Origin of the sequence: Caldalkalibacillus uzonensis, assembly GCF_030814135.1 — a bacterium.
GTDB classification, from domain to species: Bacteria; Bacillota; Bacilli; order Caldalkalibacillales; family Caldalkalibacillaceae; genus Caldalkalibacillus; species Caldalkalibacillus uzonensis.
In genome coordinates, this window is record NZ_JAUSUQ010000002.1 from 37,019 (window position 1) to 62,050 (window position 25,032).

A 25,032-nucleotide genomic window follows, 5' to 3' on the forward strand; every position below is an offset into this window, starting at 1 on the left:
TGCTTAGCGTGATTTACGCAACAGATCGGTCAGCTCTTTGACAAATACATTAATATCTTTAAACTGACGATATACGGAAGCGAAGCGGACATAGGCCACTTCATCCACATGATACAGCTTATCCATCACTTTTTCACCAATTTCTTTGCTGGGGTATTCCTGTTTTCCCCCGTTACGCAACTCTGTTTCTATCTCGTTAACCATATTCTCCAGTGTTTCCATTGACACATGACGTTTCTCGCAGGCTCTGATTAGCCCACGCAGCACTTTCTCCCTGCTAAACTCTTCCCGTGTCCCATCCTTTTTGATCACCATAATGGGACTTTCTTCGACTATTTCAAAGGTGGTAAAGCGGCGCTGGCACTGTTCACATTCCCGTCTGCGCCGAATGGAACGGTGTTCATTGGAAGGTCGTGAGTCTAGGACCCGGGTTCCCAGATGAGAGCAGTATGGACAGCGCATCCCTATCATCTCCACTTTATTGTTACCTTTAGTGTGGCTTATTCTCCCCTATCCGTCAAGTAAGAGAAAAGTGGGTTCCCATTCATATACAGATTGGCTATAATGATGTCGAATGTGCAATTTTTTGTCGAACAGATAAGGGGGCGCACACATCACATGGAATGGCAGTACATTCTGTTTCATTTTATCGGGGGCTTAGGGCTGTTTTTATTTGGCATCAAATTTATGTCGGACGGCCTGCAAAAAACGGCAGGCAGCAAAATGCGCAAGTTACTAGAAAAATATACCTCAAATCCGGTCAAAGGGGTCTTGGTTGGCATTGTGGTGACGATCCTTTTAGCCACATCAACTGGAACCACCGTGATGGCCATCGGGCTGGTCAATGCCGGGCTGATGACGCTTAGACAAGCGATCGGAGTGATTATGGGGGCCAACATTGGCACAACGATGACAGCCTTTATTGTAGGGATCAAAATCGAAAACTATGCTCTGCCTATTATTGCTGCAGGGGCCTTTTTTCTTTTTTTCCTGAAGAAAAAAGTGTATCAGTACATTGGACAAGTGATCTTTGGTTTTGGCATGCTCTTTTTAGGGTTACGTACCATGAGTGACGCTTTAAAGCCTTTACGTGAAGTGCAGCTGTTTTATGATTTGACGGTGGAATTGTCCCACAATCCCGTGCTAGGTGTGCTGGTAGGCACCATCTTTACGGTAATCGTACAAAGTTCAAGTGCCACCATCGGTATCTTGCAATCCTTGGCTGATGAGGGGCTGATTCCGCTAAGAGCTGCCTTGCCTGTCTTGTTTGGCGACAACATTGGCACCACCATTACAGCGGTTTTGGCCTCTATCGGAGCCAGTGTCGCAGCCAAGCGGGCAGCCCTGGTGCACGTCATTTTTAATGTGGTAGGCACTATTATTTTCGTCATCGCTTTACCTCTGGTTTATCACGTGGTCTTATGGATGGGCTCAGACGTAAATATCCGCATGCAAATTGCCTATGCCCACGGTTTGTTCAACACCACCAACACGCTGCTTTTTTTACCGCTTGTTTCGGTTTTGGCCTTTATCGTTACCAAGCTGATCCCAGGCGAAATGAAAGAGCTGGAGTTTCGTCCTAAATATCTGGACTCCCGCCTGCTGAATACACCGTCTGTGGCCTTAGGACAAGCCAAACATGAAATTTTGCGCATGGGTGGTATTGCGCGGGAAATCTTAAACGATGCGGTCAACTTTTTCTTCTCCCGGGACGAAAAACTGGCCAACCTGGCCTTACAAAAGGAAGAGCTGGTTAATGAACTGGATAAAAAAATCACTGAGTACCTGGTCAAAATTCAACAAAATGCCCTAAATAGCCAGGACTCTGAAAAAGCTTCTATTTTGATGCAGACACTTAATGATCTGGAGCGCATCGGGGATCATGCTGAAAACCTTGTAGAGCTGGCCAACTACTCTATTTCCCATAAGGTGGTATTTTCCGAAGAGGCGTTAAATGAAATGAAACAGATGATCAGTCTGACTGATCAAGTGATTCATAAAGCAGTTACAGCGCTGGAAAAGGATGATGAAGAGCTGGCCCGGGAAGTGTTAACCTTAGAAAGCGAACTGGACCGCCTGGAGCACGAATATCGCAAAAACCATATTGCCCGACTCAACCATAACCTGTGCAACGGCAATGCCGGTGCTGTATTTCTGGATGTGCTCAGAAATCTGGAACGCATGGGAGACCATTCCAAAAATATTGCCCAATATGTACTCTATGGGGATTGAACAGCTTAAAGGATAACCTGCTTGCTGGACGGAGCCCATAAATTAACAGTGCGATTCTCTCCATTATCCGGTATGATGATAGATAGGTTTAATTTTCTGTTACGTTAAGACGATTGTCCCCCTCAACATGGGTTCCAAGCGGACGAACGATGGATAAGAGAGCCCAAAAGGAGAGAATCAAACATGTTGTTAACCAGTGCACTCACCCTGGGTGGATTATGCCTGCTGTCCAAAGGATACTGGAATACCTTTCACCCAAAGGTGAAACACATTCATTTGCAAACCAAACAAAACCTTGGTGCATGCCCGCTCTCCATTTTGCACCTGACTGATATACACATTGAAAAACTATCTGTCACGCCTGAAAAAGTCGTACAGATTGCCGGGTCAGACACTTATGATTTAATCGCCTTAACAGGGGATTATTTGGATAAAGTGAAAAGTATCGAACGCTTTGTCCACTTTCTTAAACGGATCTGTCGGCTTCGCTCCCGCTATGGGATTTATGCGGTGTGGGGCAACCATGACTGGGTCATTGGGCCACACCTTCCCCGTCTGAAAAAGGAAATGGAGGCCCTTGGTGTCAAGGTGTTATGTAATGAAACGGTGACGATTGGCCACGATGAAGGACAGGTGCACATTATTGGCATTGATGACCACCATTCAGGTCACAGTGACATTGAACAAGCATTTCAAGGTGTAAGCGAGGACGGCTTCCGGTTAGTCCTCACCCATGACCCTTTGATCGTTAAACACATGCCATACCGATTTGACTATTTGTTATGTGGTCATCTTCATTCCGGCCAAATCTACTATCCATTACCCATCCATTCTCTGACCTGGGGCATCAAGCCGTTCCGCAAGCATTTGTGCGGACTGCATTACTGTGAACAAGGCCCCTATTATATCAGTGGTGGATTAGGGCAGACAGGGGCCAATCTGCGAATTGGCTGCCGTCCGGAGATTACCATCCACCACATTGAGCAGGTATCTTCGGAAAAACAAGCTATCGAAGCCAGAAGGGCAGCCTGTGCAGGATGAACGTGCCTGTGCAAGATAAATGTTTTAGCTCTTTTTCTCCCCCAGCCCCGTTCCGGCAAACTCAAAGCGCTCATCTAATTTGCGGTAAAAAAATTGGACCTGTTTGCGGCTGAACCCAAAATCCGTGGGCCATACCGTCTGAGTGGAGATGGTCAAGTCAACGGCCGTGCGGTAAGGAAATACCATAATCACACTCACGACCACAAACGCTTTTTTGGGTTTAATGTATTCAGCCGTTATTTCAGCATGTTCTTCCGAATAACTGAGCAAACGCAGTCGGGGGTCCTGTTCAATCACGTCTCTTAAAAACTTCATCGCTTGCTGTCCTGTGGTTTTGTAATACCGCGTCTGTAAAGCCTGATTAGGATGTGTGTCACTCGTCTCTGCTCTGTTAGTAAAAAAGTCTCGCAAGCCCATTCTTTGCCCTCCTACTTTAAACGTCAAAAGGGAGACAGATTCACTGTCTCCCCTAAGTTTACCATATTCCAGAGGTTCGTCCTACTCTCCAGGTTAATTTAAATTAAAAACACTGCAAGCAAATCAGAGCGCTGTAGACACAGGACTTGGGTGAAGCCGGACAGCACTACTACAGTACGGCAGCAGAATAGTCCGGTTGAACCCCCAACGTCTGCCCCACATGTTTGACAAGATCAACCACGCGGCAAGAATAACCCCATTCATTATCATACCAGGCCAACACTTTTAATTGTTTGTTGCCCATCACCATCGTTGACAGACCGTCAACGATGGCTGAATGCTCATTGCCGACAAAATCAATGGATACCAGCGGTTCTTCCGTAAACTGGATAATGCCCCGTAACTCCCCTTCACTGGCCTCTTTCAAAGCCTGGTTCACCTTCTCCACACTGACAGTTTCCCGCACGTCAACCACCAGGTCTACAATAGAAACATTAGGCGTTGGCACACGCAGAGCCAGACCATTTAACTTGCCAGCCAGATGGGGAAGCACTTTACCTACTGCTTTGGCGGCACCTGTTGTAGTCGGGATAATGGACTGGGCACAAGCCCGGGCCCGGCGCAGATCTTTATGTGGGTTATCCAGATTGCGCTGGTCATTAGTATAAGAGTGAACAGTGGTCATCAGCCCCTGCTCAATGCCAAAATGCTGGTCGACCACTTTGGCAATAGGAGCCAGGCAGTTCGTCGTACATGAAGCATTGGAGATAAAATGATGCTCTTCAGGCCGATAAACCTGTTCATTAACGCCCATGACAATGGTCACATCTTCGTCTTTCCCAGGAGCAGTCAAGACCACTTTTCGGGCTCCGCTGGCAAAATGCTTTGCTGCTCCTTCCCGGTCTCTAAATTTTCCAGTGGCTTCAATAACGACATCAACCCCCAGTTCACCCCAGGGTAATTCCAGCGGATTACGGGAAGCCAAGAGCTGGACACGTTGGCCAGCCACGATCAGAGCTTTCTCTTCAATCTTTATGTCAACATTAAAAAATCCTTGGACTGAATCATATTTAATTAAGTGAGCCAGTGTTTCGGCAGGATAGGTGGCATTGATTGCCACAACGTCAATTTCGGGGTCCATAATGGCTTTTCTAAACACCATGCGTCCGATGCGTCCAAAGCCATTAATGCCTATTTTAGTTGTCATATTCGCGCCTCCTCAACAAATATGCCATACTATATCCTATTACTATTATATTCAGTATAACATATTTAGCAAGCGCATCAGGGTATTTTTTATATCACAATTATTTAAAAGTGTTCCTCATAAATCTTTTTATAGCGGTCATAGTAAAACAAGGCGCGTTTGACATAATGCCGTGTTTCCCCGAAAGGCACTTGATCAATGGTATATTCCCGCCCGTCCCACACCCCTTCTGCCAGCCAGCGGTCCACATTGCCTTGTCCGGCATTATAAGCGACCAGTGTTTTGACATAGTCCCCCTGATACTTGTCCAACAGATAAGATAGGTACCACGTCCCCAGCAGGATATTGTCCCGGGGATCATGACGGTAAGCATGAGGGGCTTTATTTAAACCGCTTTTTTCATTAATCCACTCAGCGGTTTCGGGCATGAGCTGCATCAAGCCTTCGGCCCCTTTTTTAGAGGCCCGCTCCTGCTTAAAGCCGCTCTCGATTTTCATGACAGCCAAAATCAGAAACGGGTCCACATTGAAGTGTTCGGCTGCTTCCTGCACATCCTCTTCATACTGAATGGGATACATCAGCTTCCAAAAGGTATGGCTGTTGAGGGTGAGGAAAACAAGAAACAGCAAAAAGGCACACAGCCATTGCTTTTTTGTAAAACGTATGACAATCCCCACCTTCATCGCTTGCTGTTAATCCCCCACTCTTGTAAAATTCGCACCAGCTGGGCCCGAGTCTCATCCCTGCTGCCGGAGTTGTCAATATAGGCATGTCCCTTCTCTTTTTTGGTTTCCAGGGGCATTTGGCTGCCGATTTTTTGCAAGGCGTAATCCCGGTCAATTTGATCCCGCTCCATCAGACGCTGAATTTGAACTTCTTGAGGCACATACACTACCAGGATTTTATCCACCATATGCTCCAGCTCACTTTCAAATAAGAGGGGAATATCCATCACAATCAGGTCTTGTCCCCTGTTTAACGCTGCTTCTTTTTCCTCCAGCATCTTTTTTCTGATCGCTGGATGCACAATCCCGTTCAGTCTCCGTCGCTGTTCCGGATCATGAAAGATGATCTTTGCCAATTTAGCCCGGTCGAGGCGTCCATCCGCTTTAAGCACTTCTTCTCCAAATACCTCTTTGATCTGTTGCCAGGCAGGTTGTCCAGGTTCCACCACTTTCCGTGCAATTTTATCCGCATCGATAAGCACAGCCCCGAGGTCGGCCAGCATCCTCGAGACTGTTGATTTGCCACTGGCAATGCCTCCTGTTAATCCGATAACCATAGCTACCCTTCCTTTTGCACCCAGTGTTGATTGTTCTAAGCATTTAAAGCAGTTTGATCAAACCAAACGAAATGAGAATAATGGCAGGCAGGTAGATTAAACGGTTAACCCATTTCAGATCAGCAAACAGGGTCCCGAATCTCATGCCCAAGAAGACAAACAAACTGCTCATCACCCCGATACAAACCGCCGTCAGCCAGGGGATATAGCCCATAAGGGCCGCGCCAAGTCCGGCACCGAAAGCATCCAGGGAAAGAGCAAAACCCAATATAAGGGCTTCACTACCTGATATGACACCAGAACGATCCATATCGGCCACCATCGGCTTGCGCAACACTTGAATAACAATGCCGATCTTGTTTAATTCCAGAGTCCAAATGGTCTTGTCATGTGGTTCTTCGCTGACCGTCACAAGGCTGTGTCCGTGGTCTTTTGACTTGGAAACATGATAGAGTGCCCACAACCCTAAGCCAATTAAAATGATGCCACCTAACCACTCGGCCCACCGGGGAGAGAGAAAGATCATGATCCCTTGAGCCACGCCCGTAGCCACAAAGATCATACTGAAAGAACACAAAGCAATAATCAAGATAGAACGAACGGGAATATGCACTTTGCGCAGCCCGTAAGTCATACCGACGCCAAAGCTGTCCAAGCTGACTGCAAATGCTAAGACGATTAAAGAGACGAACTGAACCACCGTTTTTCCTCCTCCATATCAATGCTTTGCTAGTATATGATATGGAAGAAGATCAAAAGGGTGACATCCGCCTATCAGATTGAGACAGGCTGGCAGATGGGACAGAAGTGGGAAGATCTCCCCGCCACCGTTTCCCTTTTGATAGGTGACCCGCAATTAAAACACGGTTCACCTTCACGGGCATACACTTTCAGCATTTGCTTAAATTCGCCTTTAACACCATTCCCATACGAGAAGTCGCGGAAGCTGTTGCCTCCCAGGCGAATGGAATGGTGAATCACGTCCAGCATTCTGCGGTACATCCCTTCCATTTCCCGTTCGTTCAACTCATTGCTCAGCCTGGCAGGATGAACCCCTTGTTCAGCGGGGAACCACAGCAGCTCATCACACAAATAGTTGCCCAGTCCGGCAATCACCGATTGATCCAGGAGCAAGGCTTTCACCTGGCGCTTTCTTGCTTGCAGGAGAGCACGAAAGCGCTCATAGGTAAACGCCCCATCCAAAGGGTCCACACCTGAGTGAAACAAACCTTTGATCACGCGATAATCCCCTTTGGGGACCAAAAAAAAGTCACCAAATTTCCGAACATCATGATAGGCCAGACCTTCTTTTTCCCCTTGAAAATGAAAGAAGAGATGAATATGTTTTTGGAAACGTTCCTCCCGCGGTAAAAGTATAAACTTTCCAGTCATGCGGAAATGAACCACCAGCTCATGATGCTCACCTATGGCGATAATCAAATATTTTCCTTTGCGGCCAATCTTCCCGATTTTCTGCCCCGCCAGAAGCAGCTTGAACTCATCCTGGTTCTCAGGGTAAGTAATGATCCGGGGCCAAAACACATCAACCTGTTCAATCACTTTCTGTGTAATTTCCTTGGTAATCGTTCGTCTGACAACTTCAACTTCCGGCAATTCAGGCATCGCTTCTCCCCCTATTTGGCATCGTACCAGGTGGGGCCGTAGGCCACATCCACCTTGAGGGGCACGGCAAGTGTAATGGTGGACTCCATGACCTGCGGCACCAGCTTCATCATCGTTTCCAGCTCATCTTGGGGCACTTCAAAAATTAATTCGTCATGGACCTGCAGGAGCAGCTTGGAAGACAGCTGTTCTTCCTTCAGCCGTTCGGCAATCTCAATCATCGCTTTCTTAATGATGTCTGCGGCTGTGCCCTGAATGGGGGTGTTCATGGCGGTCCGTTCCGCAAAACTGCGCAAGTTAAAGTTACGACTATTAATTTCCGGCAAGTAGCGGCGACGTTGGAGCAATGTGGTCACATAGCCGTCTTCCCGGGCCTTTTTAATAATATTGTCCATGTACGCTTTCACCCCGGGGAAAGATTCAAAATAACGTTCAATAAAGTCTTTCGCTTCTTTGCGGGTGATGTTTAAGTTTTGGCTCAATCCATAGTCACTAATCCCATAGATAATGCCAAAGTTAACTGCCTTGGCCTGGCGCCGCATGAGAGATGTCACTTCGTCACGGTCAACATGAAAGACATCCATCGCTGTTTTGGTATGAATGTCCTCTCCTTGGCGGAACGCTTCGACCAGCCCCTTATCTTCAGACAAATGAGCCAAAATCCTCAACTCAATTTGAGAGTAGTCAGCGGCCAAGATGACTTGATCGTCGCTGGAAGGGACAAATGCTTGGCGAATTTTGCGCCCTTCCTCCAAGCGAATAGGAATGTTTTGTAAGTTAGGTTCTGTTGAACTCAGCCTGCCAGTGGCTGTAATCGTTTGTTGGAAGGTGGTATGCACCTTGCCTGTATGCTTATTGATCTCCTTCAATAAGCCCTCAATATAGGTGGTCTGCAGTTTAACCAACTGCCGGTAATCCAAAATTTTACTGACGATTTCGTGCTGAGGTGCCAGTTTTTCCAGTACATCGGCACTGGTAGAATATCCTGTTTTGGTCTTTTTAATGACTGGCAGCCCCAATTTATCAAACAAGATCTCCCCTAATTGTTTGGGTGAGTTAATATTAAACTCTACTCCGCCGGCCAACTCATAAATTTCCCGGGTTAATGCTTCAATGCGCGCTTTCAAGTCTTCCCCCATCTTTTGCAATCGATTGGGGTCCACCTTAATGCCGTGTAGCTCCATATCTCCAAGGATGTGGCTTAAGGGCAGCTCCAAATCTTCAAACAAAGACAAGAGATGGTGCTTTGCCAACTCCTCCCTGAGCGCATGGCAGGAGTCATACACAGCTTTGGCCTTGGCCGCCAGGTGTTGGATCAGTGTCTCCTGGTCTGGGTCTTTCCGTTTGGCCCCTTTGCCGTATACCTGTTCATCACTCTGGATAGACAGATGGGCATACTTGTGGGCAATCTCCGCCAGACTGTGGTTGGACTCTGTTGGGTTGAGCAGATAGGAGGCCAGGAAGGCATCAAAACGAATACCATTCAGGTTAACATCGTGCCACATTAAGGCCACGCGGGTTCTTTTAGCTCCATACACCCATTTCTCCTGCCTGTCATCGGCCAACCAGGCCCGGAAAGCCTCTGTCTGGAAAGCTGTTTCTGTATCGATAAAAAACAGTCCGTTTGCATTGCACACGCTAAAGCCCTTAACAGGGGCTTGATGGTACCGTTCCCCTACTAGCTCCACAACCAGTGCACTGGGGGAGACAAGGGCCTCTTCCCACAACTGATCCTTAGTGCTGGTGATTGGAGTCACGCTCAGTTCCAGCTGATCTGATTCTGCCTTAGCCTCATCTTCACCCAATCGCTCCATCAGGGACTGAAACTGCAATTCTTTAAACAACGGGATCACCTGTTGCTTGTCAAACCCGTCGTAGGCAAGGTCATCAAGCTTGATCTCAAGGGGTGCCTCCTTGTGAATGGTGGCCAGTTCTTTGCTCAACAGGGCTTGTTCCTTGTGAAGAGTCAGCTTCTCTCTCAGCTTGTTGCCGCTCACCTCATCCAGATGGTCGTAGATCTTTTCAATGGAACCAAACTGGTGCAAAAGTTTTAAAGCTGTTTTCTCCCCTACTCCCGGCACACCGGGAATGTTATCGGAGCTGTCCCCCATTAAACCTTTCAGGTCAATAATTTGACCGGGCTGCAGTGCATATTTGTCACGCAGCTTATCCAAGTCATAGTATTCAACTTCACTGATCCCTTTGCGGGTGAGCATGACATGCACATGGTCAGTAATGAGTTGCAACAAGTCCTTGTCTCCTGTTACGATCCGGGTGGGCACGCCCTGCTGGTCAGCTTCTTTGGCCAGGGTGCCGATGATGTCATCCGCTTCATAGTTGGCCAATTCATAATGAGGGATGGAAAACGCATCAAGCAAACGGCGAATCAGCGGAAATTGTTCAGCCAGTTCATTGGGGGTTTTTTGCCGCTTGCCTTTGTATTCCTTGTATTCCTGATGGCGAAATGTTTCTTTGCCTGCGTCAAAAGCCACCAGCATATGGGTGGGCTGTTCTTCTTCCAACAGCCTTAGCAGCATGGTTGTAAAGCCGTATACGGCATTGGTGTAAATCCCATGGTCGTTATTTAAAAGTGGCAGGGCGTAAAAAGCCCGGTTAGCAATGCTGTTCCCATCGATTAAGATCATTTTAGTCAATGTCTCTCACCTGTCTTTATCATTTTACCTGTTTTTCTGTTTATTATCTTGTTTGTTTCTTTGGCGATGAAGATAAACACAAAAGGTACTTCCTTTCCCAGGTTCACTTTCCACTGTTATTTCACCCTGATGGGCTTCAACCAAGTGTTTGACAATGGCCAAACCCAGACCGGTTCCTCCGGAAGCCCGGCTGCGGGCCCGGTCTACCCGGTAGAAACGTTCAAAAATACGGGTGATTTCTTCTTTGTGTATGCCAATTCCCGTATCGCTTACACAAATACGGTACCCTTTTTCAGCCCATGGGTCAATGCTAAGCCGGACTTCTCCCTTTTCCGGGGTGTATTGAATGGCGTTACTCAACAGGTTGATCACTATTTGTTGCAAACGGTCAGGGTCTGCCTCAACAAACGTTGATTCTACAGGTGGAGTATACTCAAGCTTGATCTCTTTGGCTTCCGCTTTAGCTTCAATAACCCTCAAGCTGTTGTTCATTACTTCCGCCAGATTCACCTTTTGCCAATTGAGCTCAAATTGTCGCTGCTCAATTTGAGAGAGCTGCAGTAAATCCTCCACTAGCCGGTGCAGACGTTCAGCTTCCTGGCTGATAATAGATAAAAATTGTTTTAAATGTTCTTCCCGGTACATGGCCCCGTCCAGCAATGTTTCGGAAAAACCTTTGATGGATGTAATCGGTGTTTTTAATTCGTGGGACACATTGGCCACAAAATCCTGTCTTACCCTTTCCAACTTTTTCAGCTGTGTAATGTCGTGAAACACAATGACAATCCCCTTGTTATGTCCCTCCAAGTCAAGAACAGGAGCCACAAGCACATTGAGGTCGATGCGCCTGATCCCCACCTCAATGGTCACTTCTTGCTGCTGTTCCTTTTCAAAGGTGAAAGTGTTTTGAATCATCTCGATAACCGGTTCAGGAAGGGGTGACTCATAATAAAGCTCTTGGTGATGATGGTCGTTCCACTTGAGAAGCTCCAACAGTTTATTATTGGTCAGCACGATGCGTCCTTTTTCATTGATGAACAAGAGTCCACTGGCCATGTGCTTAATGATGGCCTGCAACCGATCAGCATGGACATGCTGGTGTTCGGTAACCGCCTGCAGCTGTTCTGCCAGCCGATTAGCGTAAACGGCCAGCTCTTTGACCATCCCGGAGGCAATAGGGGGGTATATGCGCCGCCAGTAATGTCCGTTGCTTAAATCTTTGACCATGGCCCGTATGTCATGCACAGGTTTGAGATGACGGCGCAAATAAGTGACAATCCACAAAGCCATCAGTAGGTAGATCACGGATAGGCCCATGGCCAGCGTTGCCATGTTGCTCGTCAGCTGGGGGAGTTGATATAAAAAGTAGCCAAAAATAAACATAATGAGCCCGGTCATGCCCAAAATGGGAAAGACAAAGCGGACAAACCATCTATTCATGACGATCAGGCCCATCCAGTTTGTAACCCAGTCCCCGGATTGTTTTGATGTATCCCGTTTTGATCTTATCCCTCAAATGGGAAATGTGCACGTCAACGATACGTGTATCACCGATATAATCATAATTCCAGATCGCATTTAACAGTTGTTCACGGGTCAGTACACGGCCTTTGTGCCGAGCCAGATACAGCAGTAATTCAAACTCTTTTGGCGTCAGTTCCACTTTTTTACCATTGACAACCACTTCAAACTGGTTAGGGTCAATCGTTAGATCTCCAATCACAATTTGCTGGTCTGGAGGAGAGTCTTTCTCCCTGTTCTGATCGGCTCGTCTTAAAATAGCTTTGACTCTGGCCACCACTTCACGGGGACTAAACGGTTTGGTCAAGTAATCGTCGGCCCCCAGTTCCAGCCCCAAAATTTTGTCCAACTCGTCATCTTTGGCCGTCAGCATTAGAATGGGGGTCATGTTGTTGCGGCCGCGCAAAGTTTTACATAGTTCCAATCCGTCTATATGGGGAAGCATCAAGTCCAAGATGATTAAATCAGGTGCTTCTTTTTGAGCCAAGTACAGAGCCGTTTTCCCATCCAATGCGGTGACAACAGTATAACCGGCTTGTTCCAGATTAAATTGGAGCAATGTGACAATTGATTGTTCATCGTCCACCACAAGAATTTTTTTGGTCATGTGCCAACCTCCACTCCAAGCTTCTTCTACCATTACTATACAACAAACACTACCCTTTAGTACAACTTAAGCATTCACGTTAGAAGCCAGACATCACTTGCACATAAGAAAAAGGGGGCTCTCTGCCCCCTTGGGATTGGTCTGTCTTTGGGTAATGATTGTCATTTTACACATCAAGCAAAGCCATCACATTGCGAACCGATTGTGCGGATTTATCCAGTGCCTGTTTTTCTTCTTCAGTCAGCTCAAGTTCGATCACTTTTTCCAGGCCATTGCCGCCCAGGATGGTTGGCACGCCAAGATACATATCAGAATAGCCGTACTCGCCTTCCAGATAAGCAATAGAAGGTAAGATGCGGCGCTTATCTTTCAGGATGGCCTCAACCATTTGGGTCAGTGAGGCAGCCGGTGCATAATAGGCACTGCCATTGCCCAGCAAGTTAACAATTTCACCACCGCCTTTGCGTGTACGCTCTACTATGGCATCCAGACGGTCTTGGGGAATCAGCTTGCTGAGCGGAATACCACCGGCATAGGAGTAGCGGATCAGCGGCACCATGTCATCGCCATGGCCACCCAACACAAAGCCGCTCACATCCTCAACGGAAACGTTTAATTCCTGAGCCACAAACGTGCGGAAACGAGCCGTATCTAGAACACCGGACTGGCCGATCACCCGCTCTTTGGGGAAACCGGACGTTTTATAAACCACATAAGTCATAGCATCAACCGGGTTAGTCAGCACGATAATAATGCTGTTGGGAGAGTATTTCACCACTTGCTCAGTGACTGACTTCATAATTTTGGCATTAGTTGCCACCAGGTCATCCCGGCTCATACCTGGTTTTCTAGCCATCCCGGCCGTTATGACCACAATGTCAGAATTGGCCGTGTCTTCATAGTTGCTGGTGCCCACGATGTTGGCATCAAAGCCTTGCACAGGGCTGGCTTCCAGCATGTCCAGCGCTTTCCCTTTGGTTGGATTTTCCAATTGAGGAAGGTCAACCAAGACCACATCTCCTAACTCTTTTTGAGCTACCATCAAAGCGGTGGTGGCACCTGTAAAACCGCTGCCGATGATTGAAATTTTACGCCGTTTAATTCCCACGATGGTTCCTCTCCTTATCCCATATTTTTAATTAAGGCATCTCCAAATTCGGAACATTTCACTTCGGTTGCCTCATCCATCAGACGGGCAAAGTCATAAGTGACCACTTTGGAAGCAATGGTTTTCTCCATGGCTTGAATAATCAGATCAGCTGCTTCATGCCAGCCAAGGTGACGGAGCATCATTTCACCTGACAAGATGACGGAGGACGGATTTACTTTGTCCAAGCCGGCATATTTAGGTGCTGTACCATGGGTGGCCTCAAAGATGGCATGACCGGTGCTAAAGTTAATGTTGGCGCCGGGTGCAATGCCAATTCCTCCCACCTGAGCAGCCAGGGCATCGGAGATATAGTCTCCGTTTAAGTTCATGGTGGCGACCACATCAAATTCAGACGGTCGGGTCAAAACTTGCTGCAAGAAAATATCTGCAATGGCATCTTTAATAATGATTTTGCCTTCTGCTTCAGCTTTGGCTTGGGCTTCATTGGCTGCTTCTTTGCCAGATTCTTCGGCAATGCGGTCATATTGGGCCCAAGTAAACACTTTATCCCCGTACTCACGCTCAGCCAATTCGTAGCCCCAGTTTTTAAAAGCCCCTTCGGTAAATTTCATAATGTTTCCTTTATGAACCAGCGTTACGCTTTTGCGGTTGTTTTCCAAGGCATACTCAATGGCGGCCCGGACATGGCGTTCTGTCCCTTCTTTGGAGATGGGCTTGATGCCGATGCCGGATGTTTCCGGGAAGCGGATTTTATGTACTCCCATTTCATTTTGTAAGAAATCAATAACCTTTTTCACTTCATCGGTACCAGCTTGCCATTCAATGCCCGCATAAATGTCTTCAGTGTTTTCCCGGAAAATGACCATATCTACCAGCTCAGGATGACGAACCGGAGAAGGCACCCCTGTAAACCAGCGAACCGGACGCAAACAGACATATAAGTCTAGTTCCTGACGAAGCGCAACGTTCAGGGAGCGGATCCCGCCTCCGACCGGTGTGGTTAAGGGGCCTTTAATGGCAATCAAATATTCCCGAATCGCTGCCAGTGTATCGTCAGGGAGCCATTCGCCGAATTTGTTGTAAGCTTTCTCCCCGGCATACACTTCGTACCAAGCAATCTTCTTTTCACCGTTGTATGCCTTTGCCACAGCACTATCCAACACGCGGGAGGCAGCAGCCCAGATATCAGGTCCTGTACCGTCTCCCTCAATAAACGGAATAATGGGGTTGTTAGGTACCTGTAATTTTCCATCTGAACCCATTGTCACTTTTTCACCAGTGGTTGGCGGGTCAATATGTTTGAAGTTTGCCATGTTTCATACCTCCACCTTTATTTTTTCTGGTTTGTCTTTCTCTGTCACGAAAAGAAGCGCCATCACAAACATATCATTCGGCTTAACGGGCTTCAAGGGGCACGTACTCCTGTTTCTGCGGTCCAACATATTCAGCACGCGGACGAATTAAACGGTTATTGGAATACTGTTCCAAAATGTGTGCAATCCATCCGGACGTCCTAGCAACAGCAAAGATGGGGGTAAACAGGTCACGTGGAATGCCCAGACTGTGATAAACCGATGCAGAGTAGAAGTCAACGTTGGGCAGCAACCCTTTTTCCCGCTGAACCACTTCATCAATTTTAACAGACATATCAAACCATTTGGGTTCACCGGTCAGCTGGGTCAATTGGCGGGACATCTCACGCAAGTGTTTAGCCCGGGGATCACCGTTTTTATAAACGCGATGACCAAAGCCCATAATTTTCTCTTTGTTGGCCAGCTTGTTTAATATATATGCTTCGGCCTTGTCCACCTCACCAATTTCTTCCAACATGGCCATCACTTGTTCGTTGGCACCCCCATGAAGAGGCCCTTTCAGAGCACCGATGGCAGACGTCAGACCAGAGTAGATATCAGACAGAGTAGCCACTGTTACACGGGCCGTAAACGTGGACGCATTAAATTCATGATCGGCATGCAAGACCAATGCTTTGTTAAAGGCCCTTTCTTGAATCTCGTCGGGCTCTTGACCTGTTAACATGTACAGGAAATTTGCGGCAAAACTTAAATCAGTACGGGGAGCAACAGGTTCTTTTCCTTCACGCAACCGTGCAAAAGCGGCAACGATGGTGCCGATCTTGGCCTGCAGACGCACAGCCTTGCGCAAGTTGGCTGCTTTGTCCATCACGTCCGCCTCGTCATCATACAGGCTGAGCGCAGACACGGCTGTACGCAGGGCAGCCATGGGATGGACCGTTTTGGGCATTAGACGCAGATGCTCAATCAATTCACCGGGGAGATGGGCATTTTCTGCCAGATCTTTTTTTAGTTGATCAAGCTCGGCCTGGTTAGGCAGTTTACCGTACCAGAGCAGGTAGATGACTTCTTCAAAACTGGCGTGATCGGCCAAGTCATCAATATTTATGCCCCGGTAAGTGAGGACTCCGTCAATGATGGAGCTGATGGATGACTCAGCTGCCACAACACCCTCCAATCCTCGCGTTGTCATGTGGCATCTCTCCTTTGTCTATAATTTAAAGAAAATATAAAAACCACAAAAATAGTGAAGCAACATAATCATCATATAATCATGAATATTAAACTCTACCAATAAGTATAAAGTATCTCCCTATGTTTGTGAACGATTACATAATCCTTCACTATTGTAGCATATATCCGCCAAGTTGTCTTTAATTCCATCTAGATTGTTATATTCCTTGACTGATTGGTCATACATTGTCCTAACGAATAAAAAAAGGTAAAATTTAGCTAAGAAGATCTTTGTTCACTATCTCAAATCTGGGGGGTTTCCTGTTTGGAACGTTCACTATTACTGGCTTCCGCCCGGGGCCTATTTGTCATTATCGCCATTATGACCTTGATTGTTGCCATTTACCTCATCTTTCCATTAATTTATCCATTCTTGTTCGGGTTACTTTTAGCCCTGGTGATGAACCCCGTGGTCAATTGGTTGGAGAAAAAGGCCCGCTTCCCAAGATGGCTGGCTGTTCTGTCTACTATTTTACTGCTCTTAGCGGTGCTGGCCGCTCTCATCACCTTGGTTGTGGTGGAAATTGTGTCTGAGCTGAACCGGCTGCAGGAGCACCTGCCTTATCTGTTTGAGGACTACATGGCGCAAGTGGAATTTTTCATTTTAAACCAGCTCTTTCCGGTTTATGACCGGATCATCTCCCTTTACGGCACCTTGGACGAAGAAGTTCAGCGCAACATTGAACATCAAGTGGAGAATTTCTCCAGCCAAATGGCCAGCGCCTTAACGGAAGCAGGAAGAGGTTTGATTAACGGTATTCTTTCCTTTCTCCGTTCTATTCCCATGATTGCAACCGCGTTTATTATTTCCCTTTTGGCCTTTTTCTTCCTTAGCAAAGACTGGCCAAAATGGCAGGCATTTTTCACACGTATCGTTCCTGAGCGGGTACAGATCAGCAGCCGCTCCGTGATCCAGGATTTAAAAAGCGCTTTAGTTGGTTTCGTTCGCGCCCAACTCACCCTGATGTCCATTACGTTTCTGATCGTGTTAATCGGCTTCTGGATTCTGCGGGTGGAATACGCCTTAACCATCGCCTTGTTTATTGGTTTGGTGGATCTGATTCCCTATCTGGGTCCCGGTCTGATCTTCGTTCCCTGGATTATTTATCTGTTTATCAGCGGTAATTATTTTCTGGTCATCGGCCTCTCCGTTTTGTACGGGATCGTCATTATCCAACGGCAAATGATTGAACCCAAAATATTGGGAGACAATGTGGGACTTGATCCTTTGGTGACCCTCTTTTCCCTGTTTGTGGGCTTCAAGCTGTTCGGCATGATCGGACTGATCATTGGTCCTGTCAGCATGGTGATCCTTGGTGCCTTGCACCGGGCCGGAATCTTCCGGGATTTATGGCACTATGTCAAAGGAACGGCTTAAAAAGAAAGTAATTGGCTTCAATGTTAAGAAAAACAGGAAAAGATACTAATCATGAGATCTTATAGGTGGCTGGTCAGTTTGGCATTCATTGACCAGTCATCTTCTTTTATAAATTTTATAGCATTACTAAAAAATAAGCCATATATGCCGAAATTATAAATATATGATAATAATTTATTATTATTTGCGAAAATAATATGTGGATACTTAGTGTCAAATATTTTGGAAAGGAAGGAATGTAAGGTGCAAAAGGCAAGCATAAAAACCAAATTAATATTAACCTTTTGTTTGGTAGCCTTAATACCTTTGATTGTTGTCACTGTTCTCCTTGACAGGTTCATCTTAACAAAGGTGGAAAATGACTATTTCATACGCAGTGAACGGGAATTGCTGCACATTGACTACGCCCTGACTTCCTATTTCAAATCGATCCATGAAGATGTCACGATGTTAGCAACCCATCCGGCCATTCTCACAGCGGATGATTCTATTACAAGTTATATGGAGTTTGAAGGGGAGGAAGAATATATTGAGATGACACCTTCCCAAAACGGGGGGATCGAAACTGAGATTTTCCATGTCTTCCGCCATTACGCGGAGTCCCATCACCATGCTGCCTATGTTTACATGGGCACGGAACATGGCGGGTATATCCAATACCCGGAAATGTTAACACTTGCCGGTTATGACCCCAGAGAACGCCCCTTTTATCAGTCAGCAGTCGAAAATCCTGGGGAAACTGTTATGACAGGTGCTTACCCTTATTCTGAAGGATCAAGCACGGTCATTGTCAGCTCAGTCAGATCCATTGAAGACAATGGCCAATTGATCGGCGTGGTCGGTGTGGATGTGAGTCTGGAAGGATTAACAGATATGATTGGTGAGGTTACCATTGGAGAGAACGGATATGTTATTCTTGTAGAAGATAATGGAACCATCCTTGCCCATCCAAGAAATCCTGAAGCCAATTTTAATCCCATTTCTTCTCTGGAACTTCCTAACTTAGAAGAACTGCGCCAGACAGCATTTTACAGCGCGGAAATCAATGATCAGCCCTACATTCTTCATACATATGTTTCACCAGAGTTAGACTGGCATTACATCGCAGTTATCGACAGAAATGAAATACTTCAGTCTGCTTTTCAAGTAAGAAAAGTCCTTTTAATTACAGGTGTTATCTTTGTCGCTTTTATCGGTCTGACAGCCTTCTTGCTGAGTTCGAGAGTAACCAAACGCCTCAACCGTATTAGCGCCTTAACAATATCCATGGCTCAAGGAGATCTAAGCCAAAAAGCTGAGATCAGCGGCGAAGACGAGATCGGACAAATGGCCAGCAACTTCAATAAAATGGCAAACGGATTAAAAGAAATGATCTCCCATATATCCAAAGAAGCCCCATGGACCCCATTTTTCCAGTGGGATGGGCCCTTATGTCCCCAGTGGCATCGACTACAACTAAGCCCAGTGCAGCTGCCGGGAGCCAGCCATTGATACTGCTGGACATGCCGTTCTGAGGGGTCATGAGTCCAGTCACTTTTCCATCATAGTGATCCATAAGCAGTTTAACAGCTTTAATATAATCATTGCCAAGCATTTGCCAATCCGTTGTTCCCGCAGGAGCCCCAATGGCGGTTGCTGTGACTATAATCGCATCATCTGGGAGTTCATCGACCGAAACCAGCTTTGGTTTGCCTAATGTAATAGCAGCAGTACCGATTTCCAAACCATGGTCGACCCATCCCCCCCCACCAGAGGCAAACACGGATCCTCCTTTAACTGCGGCAACAACATCCTGTTTCGTTAGTTCTCTCATGCTAATCCCCCTTACTTTGGTCAGTTTGTTTTCTTTGATTGACGCGATAAAAGCTGTGTAGGTTTATGTGGTTTGGATGCGCTTAATACCTTTCTTATCAACTTCATCCAAGGCCTCGCTATAACCCGCATCAGCATAACGCAATACACCAAGTCCTGTATCATTGTCCAAGGTATGTTTTAAGCGTAACTCGGTTTCTTGGGTACCATCAGCCACAACCGTTACACCTGCGCTGGTCATGTACCCTGTGTAACCGCCTCCCCCGGAGTGAATCGCAACCAAATCCGCCATGGAAGAACAGTTGAGCATGGCGTTTAAAAGGGGCCAGTCCGCAATGGCATCACTGCTGTCTTTCATTCTCTCTGTCATAATGTTGGGATGGGTCATGGCAGCTGCGTCCAAATGGTCGCGGGAGAAGGCGATGGGACCACTTAAGCTTCCTTCTCTGACCATCTGATTGACAGCCAGGGCCAATTTACTGCGCTCTCCATGCCCAAACCAGGCGATGCGGGCCGGCAAGCCTTCTACCGGAATATACCGGTGAGCCAAGCGGATCCAATTGGTGATAATCTCATTCTCTTTAAATTCATCCAGAATAAACTGGTCGATTTTCTTGATGTCTTCTACATCGCCTGAAAGCGCCACCCAGCGGAACGGCCCAATGGCCCGGCAAAACAAGGGTCTGAGGAAGGCCTCGGTAAAAATATCAATCTCAAAGGCCTCTTTTACCCCATGCTGATAGGCCTGGGTGCGAATATTATTTCCGTTGTCAAAAACAACAGATCCTTTTTGTTTAAATGCCAGCATCGCTTTAACTTCTTTGGCAATGGAAGCCCGGGCATCTTGCTCCAACTGTTTGGGATTGTTGATTCTGGCTTGCTTAACCTCTTCTAACGTGTATCCTTCTGGAACATAGCCGTAAACTAAATCATGGGCGGAAGTTTGATCGGTGACAATGTCAGGCACTATGCCCCTTTCCAGAATCTTGGTATAAATGTCAGCAGCATTACCGACCAGGCCAACAGAAATGCTTTCTTTTTTGGCCACCGCCTGTTCGATCCAATGCAAAGCTTCGTCCAAATCACGGGTTTTCTTTTGCAAATACCCCACTGACAGACGTTTGTCGACACGGGCCTCATCCACTTCAACACAGAGAATGGCAGCATTGGCCATGACACCAGCCAACGTTTGCGCGCCACCCATACCTCCAAGACCTGCCGTCAGAATAAAACGACCCGTCAAATCACCATCAAAATATTTACGGGCAATAGCAGAAAAAATTTCATAGGTACCCTGAATGACACCCTGTGAGCCAATATATTGCCAAGCTCCTGCCGTCAGACCTCCCCACATAATGAGGCCTTTCTGCTCCAACTCATAAAAATTGTCGCTAGTGGCCCACTTTCCGACCAGATTACAATTGGCCATAATGACAATGGGGGCAAAACGATGAGTTTTAAAGACACCGATCGGCTTACCCGATTGGATGACCAAGGTCTCATCTTCATCTAGTGTTTTCAAAGCATCCACGATGGCCCGGTAAGATGGCCAGTTGCGAGCGGCTTTTCCTAAAGCGGCATAGACAACAAGCTCTTTTTGATTCTCTCCGTTTTCCAGTACGTTTTCCAACATGCGCAGCAATGCTTCCTGCCTCCATCCCTTACAACGCAGGGTTGAACCTCGTGCCGCTTTTATTTGTTCCATGGAAGCCTGATCCTCCTTTTATTATCAATATATGATAATATATTATCATTATTTAATGTCTATTTAACAAAATCTTAAATAAAAAGTCAATATTATTAGACTAAAAAAAATATCTTAATCCGCAAGCATTGATTAAATTCTAAAGATTTGCTGCTCTCGTTAGATATACCCGGGTGATAAAATATGTGTACTAAAACAGATATAGAAAAAACACAGGACAAATGATTAAAGCATTTGCTGGTTGATAGTAAGGAATAATAACTTCCCCTGGCCAATCTGTCATATTGATTTGTCGTTAAAGCTTTAATATACTGTGGAAATGGAGATGACAATAAAATGAGGTGTCGGCCGATGAACGGATCACAGACCCTAATACGGGCGTTAGATATTTTATTTGTGCTTGCTGAAGCTGATTCGACTCTCTCAGTCAGTGAGATTGCAGAAAAAGTATCTATACCCGAAAGCACAGCTTACCGCTTGTTGCATACACTAGAACAAAATGGGATTGTTGAGCGGAAAGGGAAAGGGAAAATAGGACTTGGATTGCGCATATTAGATCTGGCCCGGGGACTTCAACAGCAAATTGACCGGGAACTGTATGTGATTGCCCGTCCTTTTATGGAACAACTAACGAAAGTGATCAATGAAACTTCGATTTTAGCCGTCCGTACCGGTTTCCGGGCGATTTGTATTCAAAACGTTGAAAGTCAACGTTTAATCCGTTTGGCCATAGAGAACGGAAGAACGCTTCCCTTACATCAAGGTGCCTCAGGAAAAGCGATTCTGGCCTTTGAAAGCAAAAAAGTATTACATAATGTGCTGTCCATGCTTCCTACAAATCAAGAACAAGAAAAATTATTAAAAGATTTAGATGATATCAGGGCCAAGGGGTATTGTATCACTCTAGGTGAGGTTGACAAAGATGTATTCGGCATTGCAGCCCCGATATTTGATTATTATAAACGTGTGATAGCCAGTTTAACCATCGCCGGACCAGCCAATAGACTGGCTAAAGAGGAGATGGGCACTTTAATTAATCAGGTGACAACTACCGCCCAACAGATATCAGAAAAAATCAGCCGGTTACATCTGGAACAGTGACAGCACGGACATGAGAATATCTCAACCGGCCTTTCGGTTCGAAACAGGTTTTTGCCTAGTTGAAATGGCCTGCTCCTACAGAGCAGGCCATTACTGCCATAATCAAAAGTGCTGGTAAAATAGGAAGCGCTAATTCTAGGATGTAAATGGTTATTTTTTAATAATGATCAACTTTCCGCTCTTGATCCACCTTTCAAATAAACGGCGCAACCAGGCTTTAAAGATGTTGCGGGTGTTGGGCACAAGCAGCAAAAATCCGACGGTGTCTGTAATAAAACCCGGGGTGAGCAGAGTGGCCCCGCCCACCAGGATACAGGCTCCGTCAATAAGAGCGGAACCCGGCATTTGGCCTTGCGATAGTTGGATGCGGATCAGTTGCAGGGTATGGAGGCCCTCCCGCTTAGCCAGCCACGCCCCTATCACGCCGGTTAAAATGACCAGCCCAACCGTATACCAGGCTCCTATCCATTTCCCTACAGATAGGAGCACCCACAGCTCAATAACAGGGACAACGATCATCAGTAAAGCTAAGATACGAAACATAGAGTCAACTCCTTTTATGGGGAACTCCTTTGCTGTGACCGGTATTAGTTTAACCGATGCAGCTGGCAATCAGCTGATGCAACTCCGGCCACGCTTTTTTCAAGTTAACCGGTTTTAACTGGGGGGTTGTCCAACAATGGGCAGTCGTCCCTGTTACTAGCAATTCCTCTCCTCGATACACCTCGTAAGCAAATGTCAGTTTAACTCCCGTATAGTCACTTACAGTAGTGATGATATGAATCTCATCATCATAGAGAGCAGGTTTTTTATATTGACAAGTGACTTCTATGACTGGCAACAACAACCCCTGTTCTTCCACCCTCCGGTAGTCTGTGCCTAATTGACGTAACAATTCGGTTCGTCCGATTTCAAACCATTTGATGTAATTGGCATGATGAACAACACCCATCTGGTCAGTTTCTTGGTACCTGACACGTAAGCAGGCTTTTGAGCGTTTACCCATCATTGACGCCCCTTTATAAAATCTTGGCATGTCCAGTGTAAATATGTCCCCGGACAGCGTCAACCGTGATTTCCATGCCGTCTTTAAAATGTTTTGTTGCCTCTTCCACTCCAACGATGACAGGGATGCCCAGACTGAGTCCCACCACCGCAGCATGGGAGGTGAGTCCACCTTCTTCTGTGACGACGGCGGCCGCTTTCTCAAAAGCAGAGATCATATCCTTATCTGTGGCTGTGGTAACCAGGATGGCACCCTCTTCCATTTTTTGAACGGCTTCCTCTCCGTTTTGGGCCACAATCACTTGGGCTGTAACCACTTTTTTGCCAATACCTTGACCCTTGGCCACAACATCCCCAACCACATGGATCTTCATCAGGTTGGTTGTGCCGGTTTCACGTACAGGAACGCCAGCCGTAATCACCACCAGATCGCCATAATGAATGAGCCCCGCTTTTAAGGCAGCAGCAACAGAGGTCTCCAGCATTTCATCTGTTGTGTGAGCTTCACGGGCCAAAATGGGGTACACCCCCCAGGACAAGGCTAATTTGCGCACCACCTGTTCATGGGGTGTGACGGCGATAATGGGGGCTTTGGGACGGTATTTAGAAATCAGCCGGGCCGTATAGCCACTTTCCGTTGCAGTTAGGATGGCAGAAGCATTCAGGTCCAAAGCCGCATTGGAAACAGCCTGACTGATGGCACCAGCGATGGTTTTTTGCTGGTCAGTGCGGCGGTGATACAGCCATTCCCGGTACTCAATGGCTTCTTCTGTTCGTTTTGCAATGCGGGCCATTGTTTTGACAGACTCCACCGGATATTTCCCTGCTGCTGTTTCCCCGGAAAGCATGATGGCATCGGTTCCGTCAAAAATAGCATTGGCTACATCGGTCACCTCAGCCCGTGTGGGACGAGGATTGCGCTGCATGGAATCGAGCATCTGTGTGGCTGTTATCACCACTTTGCCCATTTGGTTACATTTGGAGATCATCATTTTTTGAATCAGCGGGACCTCTTCAGCAGGTACTTCCACCCCCAAATCACCACGGGCCACCATAATTCCGTCAGCCACCTCTAATATTTCATCCAAATTGTCAATACCTTCCTGATTTTCAATCTTAGCAATGATCTGCACGTCACTGTGTCCGGTAGCCTCCAAAATCTCCCTTATCTCCAGCACATCGCTGGCTTTACGAACGAAAGATGCGGCAATAAAGTCAACCCCTTGTTCCAGTCCGAAACGAATATCATTGGCATCTTTCTCTGTAATACCGGGAAGGTTGATCGAGACTCCCGGCACATTAACTCCTTTGCGGCTTTTTAATTCGCCCCCATTTAAAATGCGGGTTATAATCTCGTGCCCTTCTATCCTTTCCACTTCCACTTCGATCAGGCCGTCATCAATCAAAATTTTACTGCCCGGATGCACATCGTGGGGAAGACCGGCATAGGTGACTGAGATTTTTTGGGCATCTCCTGCAATGTCCTCTGTCGTCAGAACCAAGGTTTCTCCTTCTCTTAATTCGACCGGCTCTTCCTTCAACACGCCAGTGCGGATTTCCGGTCCTTTGGTATCCAGCAGAATAGCCACCGTTTTTCCTGTTTCCTGCATGGCTTGGCGCACATTCTTGATGCGTTGGCCGTGTTCTTCAAAGTTCCCGTGTGAAAAATTAAGACGCACCACATCCAGGCCAGCATTCAAGAGTTGCTTCAGCGTGTCCACAGATTCACTGGCCGGGCCAATGGTAGCCACAATTTTGGTTTTTCTCATCCCCAACACTCCTCTATCTGA

The 25,032-nt window shown here is 46.7% G+C and carries 23 protein-coding genes and 1 pseudogene; 5 read left to right on the forward strand and 19 right to left on the reverse strand.

The window, feature by feature from the left end:
* Positions 1-3: 3 nt before the first annotated feature.
* Positions 4-462, reverse strand: coding sequence for a transcriptional regulator NrdR (gene nrdR, locus J2S00_RS03055; RefSeq protein ID WP_307335274.1), 459 nt, complete (start codon positions 460-462; stop codon positions 4-6).
* Positions 463-618: 156 nt separating this feature from the next.
* Here nrdR and J2S00_RS03060 point away from each other — a divergent pair, with 156 nt between their 5' ends.
* A complete protein-coding gene (locus J2S00_RS03060; RefSeq protein WP_307335275.1) occupies positions 619-2,232 on the forward strand; it encodes a Na/Pi cotransporter family protein in 1,614 nt (537 codons plus the stop codon).
* 183 nt (positions 2,233-2,415) lie between these two features.
* On the forward strand, positions 2,416-3,273 hold the full coding sequence (locus tag J2S00_RS03065) for a metallophosphoesterase (protein ID WP_307335277.1): 858 nt from the start codon (positions 2,416-2,418) through the stop codon (positions 3,271-3,273).
* Between the two features lie 24 nt (positions 3,274-3,297).
* Here the strand turns inward: J2S00_RS03065 and J2S00_RS03070 are convergent, their stop codons facing one another.
* From J2S00_RS03070 to citZ, 12 genes are all read right to left on the reverse strand, one after another.
* On the reverse strand, positions 3,298-3,690 hold the full coding sequence (locus J2S00_RS03070) for a cytosolic protein (protein WP_307335278.1): 393 nt from the start codon (positions 3,688-3,690) through the stop codon (positions 3,298-3,300).
* Between the two features lie 169 nt (positions 3,691-3,859).
* A complete protein-coding gene (locus J2S00_RS03075; RefSeq protein ID WP_307335280.1) occupies positions 3,860-4,897 on the reverse strand; it encodes a glyceraldehyde-3-phosphate dehydrogenase in 1,038 nt (345 codons plus the stop codon).
* Positions 4,898-5,001: 104 nt separating this feature from the next.
* Entirely contained in the window at positions 5,002-5,580 is a 579-nt protein-coding gene (locus tag J2S00_RS03080) for a lytic transglycosylase domain-containing protein (RefSeq protein ID WP_307335281.1), read from the reverse strand.
* A complete protein-coding gene (coaE, locus tag J2S00_RS03085; protein WP_307335283.1) occupies positions 5,577-6,179 on the reverse strand; it encodes a dephospho-CoA kinase in 603 nt (200 codons plus the stop codon). Before coaE ends, J2S00_RS03080 begins: the two co-directional genes overlap by 4 nt.
* Positions 6,180-6,222: 43 nt before the next feature.
* Positions 6,223-6,879 (reverse strand): sporulation membrane protein YtaF, encoded by a 657-nt coding sequence (gene ytaF, locus J2S00_RS03090; RefSeq protein ID WP_307335285.1) that lies wholly within the window; start codon positions 6,877-6,879, stop codon positions 6,223-6,225.
* Positions 6,880-6,953: 74 nt separating this feature from the next.
* Positions 6,954-7,802 (reverse strand): DNA-formamidopyrimidine glycosylase, encoded by an 849-nt coding sequence (mutM, locus tag J2S00_RS03095; protein ID WP_307335287.1) that lies wholly within the window; start codon positions 7,800-7,802, stop codon positions 6,954-6,956.
* 11 nt (positions 7,803-7,813) lie between these two features.
* Positions 7,814-10,447 (reverse strand): DNA polymerase I, encoded by a 2,634-nt coding sequence (gene polA, locus J2S00_RS03100; RefSeq protein WP_307336017.1) that lies wholly within the window; start codon positions 10,445-10,447, stop codon positions 7,814-7,816.
* Between the two features lie 33 nt (positions 10,448-10,480).
* Entirely contained in the window at positions 10,481-11,896 is a 1,416-nt protein-coding gene (gene pnpS, locus J2S00_RS03105; RefSeq protein WP_307335289.1) for a two-component system histidine kinase PnpS, read from the reverse strand.
* Complete coding sequence (locus J2S00_RS03110) at positions 11,889-12,584, reverse strand: response regulator transcription factor (RefSeq protein ID WP_307335290.1); 696 nt, start codon at positions 12,582-12,584, stop codon at positions 11,889-11,891. The genes pnpS and J2S00_RS03110 overlap by 8 nt, the downstream gene beginning before the upstream one ends.
* A gap of 166 nt (positions 12,585-12,750) precedes the next feature.
* On the reverse strand, positions 12,751-13,692 hold the full coding sequence (gene mdh, locus J2S00_RS03115) for a malate dehydrogenase (RefSeq protein ID WP_307335292.1): 942 nt from the start codon (positions 13,690-13,692) through the stop codon (positions 12,751-12,753).
* A gap of 14 nt (positions 13,693-13,706) precedes the next feature.
* On the reverse strand, positions 13,707-15,008 hold the full coding sequence (icd, locus tag J2S00_RS03120) for an NADP-dependent isocitrate dehydrogenase (protein WP_307335294.1): 1,302 nt from the start codon (positions 15,006-15,008) through the stop codon (positions 13,707-13,709).
* Positions 15,009-15,090: 82 nt separating this feature from the next.
* Positions 15,091-16,200, reverse strand: a complete 1,110-nt coding sequence (gene citZ, locus J2S00_RS03125) for a citrate synthase (protein WP_307335296.1) — start codon at positions 16,198-16,200, stop codon at positions 15,091-15,093.
* A gap of 306 nt (positions 16,201-16,506) precedes the next feature.
* On the opposite strand from citZ, the gene ytvI reads away from it, so the two are divergent.
* Positions 16,507-17,619 carry a sporulation integral membrane protein YtvI gene (gene ytvI / locus J2S00_RS03130; RefSeq protein ID WP_307335298.1) on the forward strand — a complete coding sequence of 371 codons (1,113 nt, stop codon included), beginning with the start codon at positions 16,507-16,509 and terminating at the stop codon, positions 17,617-17,619.
* Positions 17,620-17,678: 59 nt separating this feature from the next.
* Here the strand turns inward: ytvI and J2S00_RS03135 are convergent, their stop codons facing one another.
* Positions 17,679-17,939: a hypothetical protein gene (locus tag J2S00_RS03135; RefSeq protein WP_307335299.1), complete on the reverse strand. Its 261-nt coding sequence runs from the start codon at positions 17,937-17,939 to the stop codon at positions 17,679-17,681.
* 214 nt (positions 17,940-18,153) lie between these two features.
* Here J2S00_RS03135 and J2S00_RS03140 point away from each other — a divergent pair, with 214 nt between their 5' ends.
* Positions 18,154-19,110 carry a cache domain-containing protein gene (locus tag J2S00_RS03140; protein WP_503128582.1) on the forward strand — a complete coding sequence of 319 codons (957 nt, stop codon included), beginning with the start codon at positions 18,154-18,156 and terminating at the stop codon, positions 19,108-19,110.
* Here the strand turns inward: J2S00_RS03140 and J2S00_RS03145 are convergent.
* A pseudogene (locus J2S00_RS03145) lies at positions 19,076-19,432 on the reverse strand (S-methyl thiohydantoin desulfurase domain-containing protein); the annotation flags it as partial. The gene J2S00_RS03140 and the pseudogene J2S00_RS03145 sit on opposite strands and share 35 nt — an antisense overlap.
* A 63-nt stretch (positions 19,433-19,495) precedes the next feature.
* Positions 19,496-21,136 carry a thiourocanate hydratase gene (ertB, locus tag J2S00_RS03150; RefSeq protein WP_307335301.1) on the reverse strand — a complete coding sequence of 547 codons (1,641 nt, stop codon included), beginning with the start codon at positions 21,134-21,136 and terminating at the stop codon, positions 19,496-19,498.
* 351 nt (positions 21,137-21,487) lie between these two features.
* Between ertB and J2S00_RS03155 the strand changes: the two genes are divergently transcribed.
* Positions 21,488-22,237 carry an IclR family transcriptional regulator gene (locus J2S00_RS03155; protein WP_307335303.1) on the forward strand — a complete coding sequence of 250 codons (750 nt, stop codon included), beginning with the start codon at positions 21,488-21,490 and terminating at the stop codon, positions 22,235-22,237.
* A gap of 150 nt (positions 22,238-22,387) precedes the next feature.
* Here J2S00_RS03155 and J2S00_RS03160 read toward each other — a convergent pair whose 3' ends face one another.
* From J2S00_RS03160 to pyk, 3 genes are read right to left on the reverse strand one after another with little or no spacing between them, the layout of a single operon-like run.
* The gene (locus J2S00_RS03160; RefSeq protein ID WP_307335305.1) at positions 22,388-22,780 is read right to left on the reverse strand and encodes an FxsA family protein; all 393 of its coding nucleotides are present in this window, start codon (positions 22,778-22,780) and stop codon (positions 22,388-22,390) included.
* Positions 22,781-22,829: 49 nt separating this feature from the next.
* Entirely contained in the window at positions 22,830-23,243 is a 414-nt protein-coding gene (locus J2S00_RS03165; RefSeq protein ID WP_307335307.1) for an acyl-CoA thioesterase, read from the reverse strand.
* Between the two features lie 13 nt (positions 23,244-23,256).
* Positions 23,257-25,011: a pyruvate kinase gene (gene pyk / locus J2S00_RS03170; RefSeq protein ID WP_307335309.1), complete on the reverse strand. Its 1,755-nt coding sequence runs from the start codon at positions 25,009-25,011 to the stop codon at positions 23,257-23,259.
* Positions 25,012-25,032 lie beyond the last annotated feature (21 nt).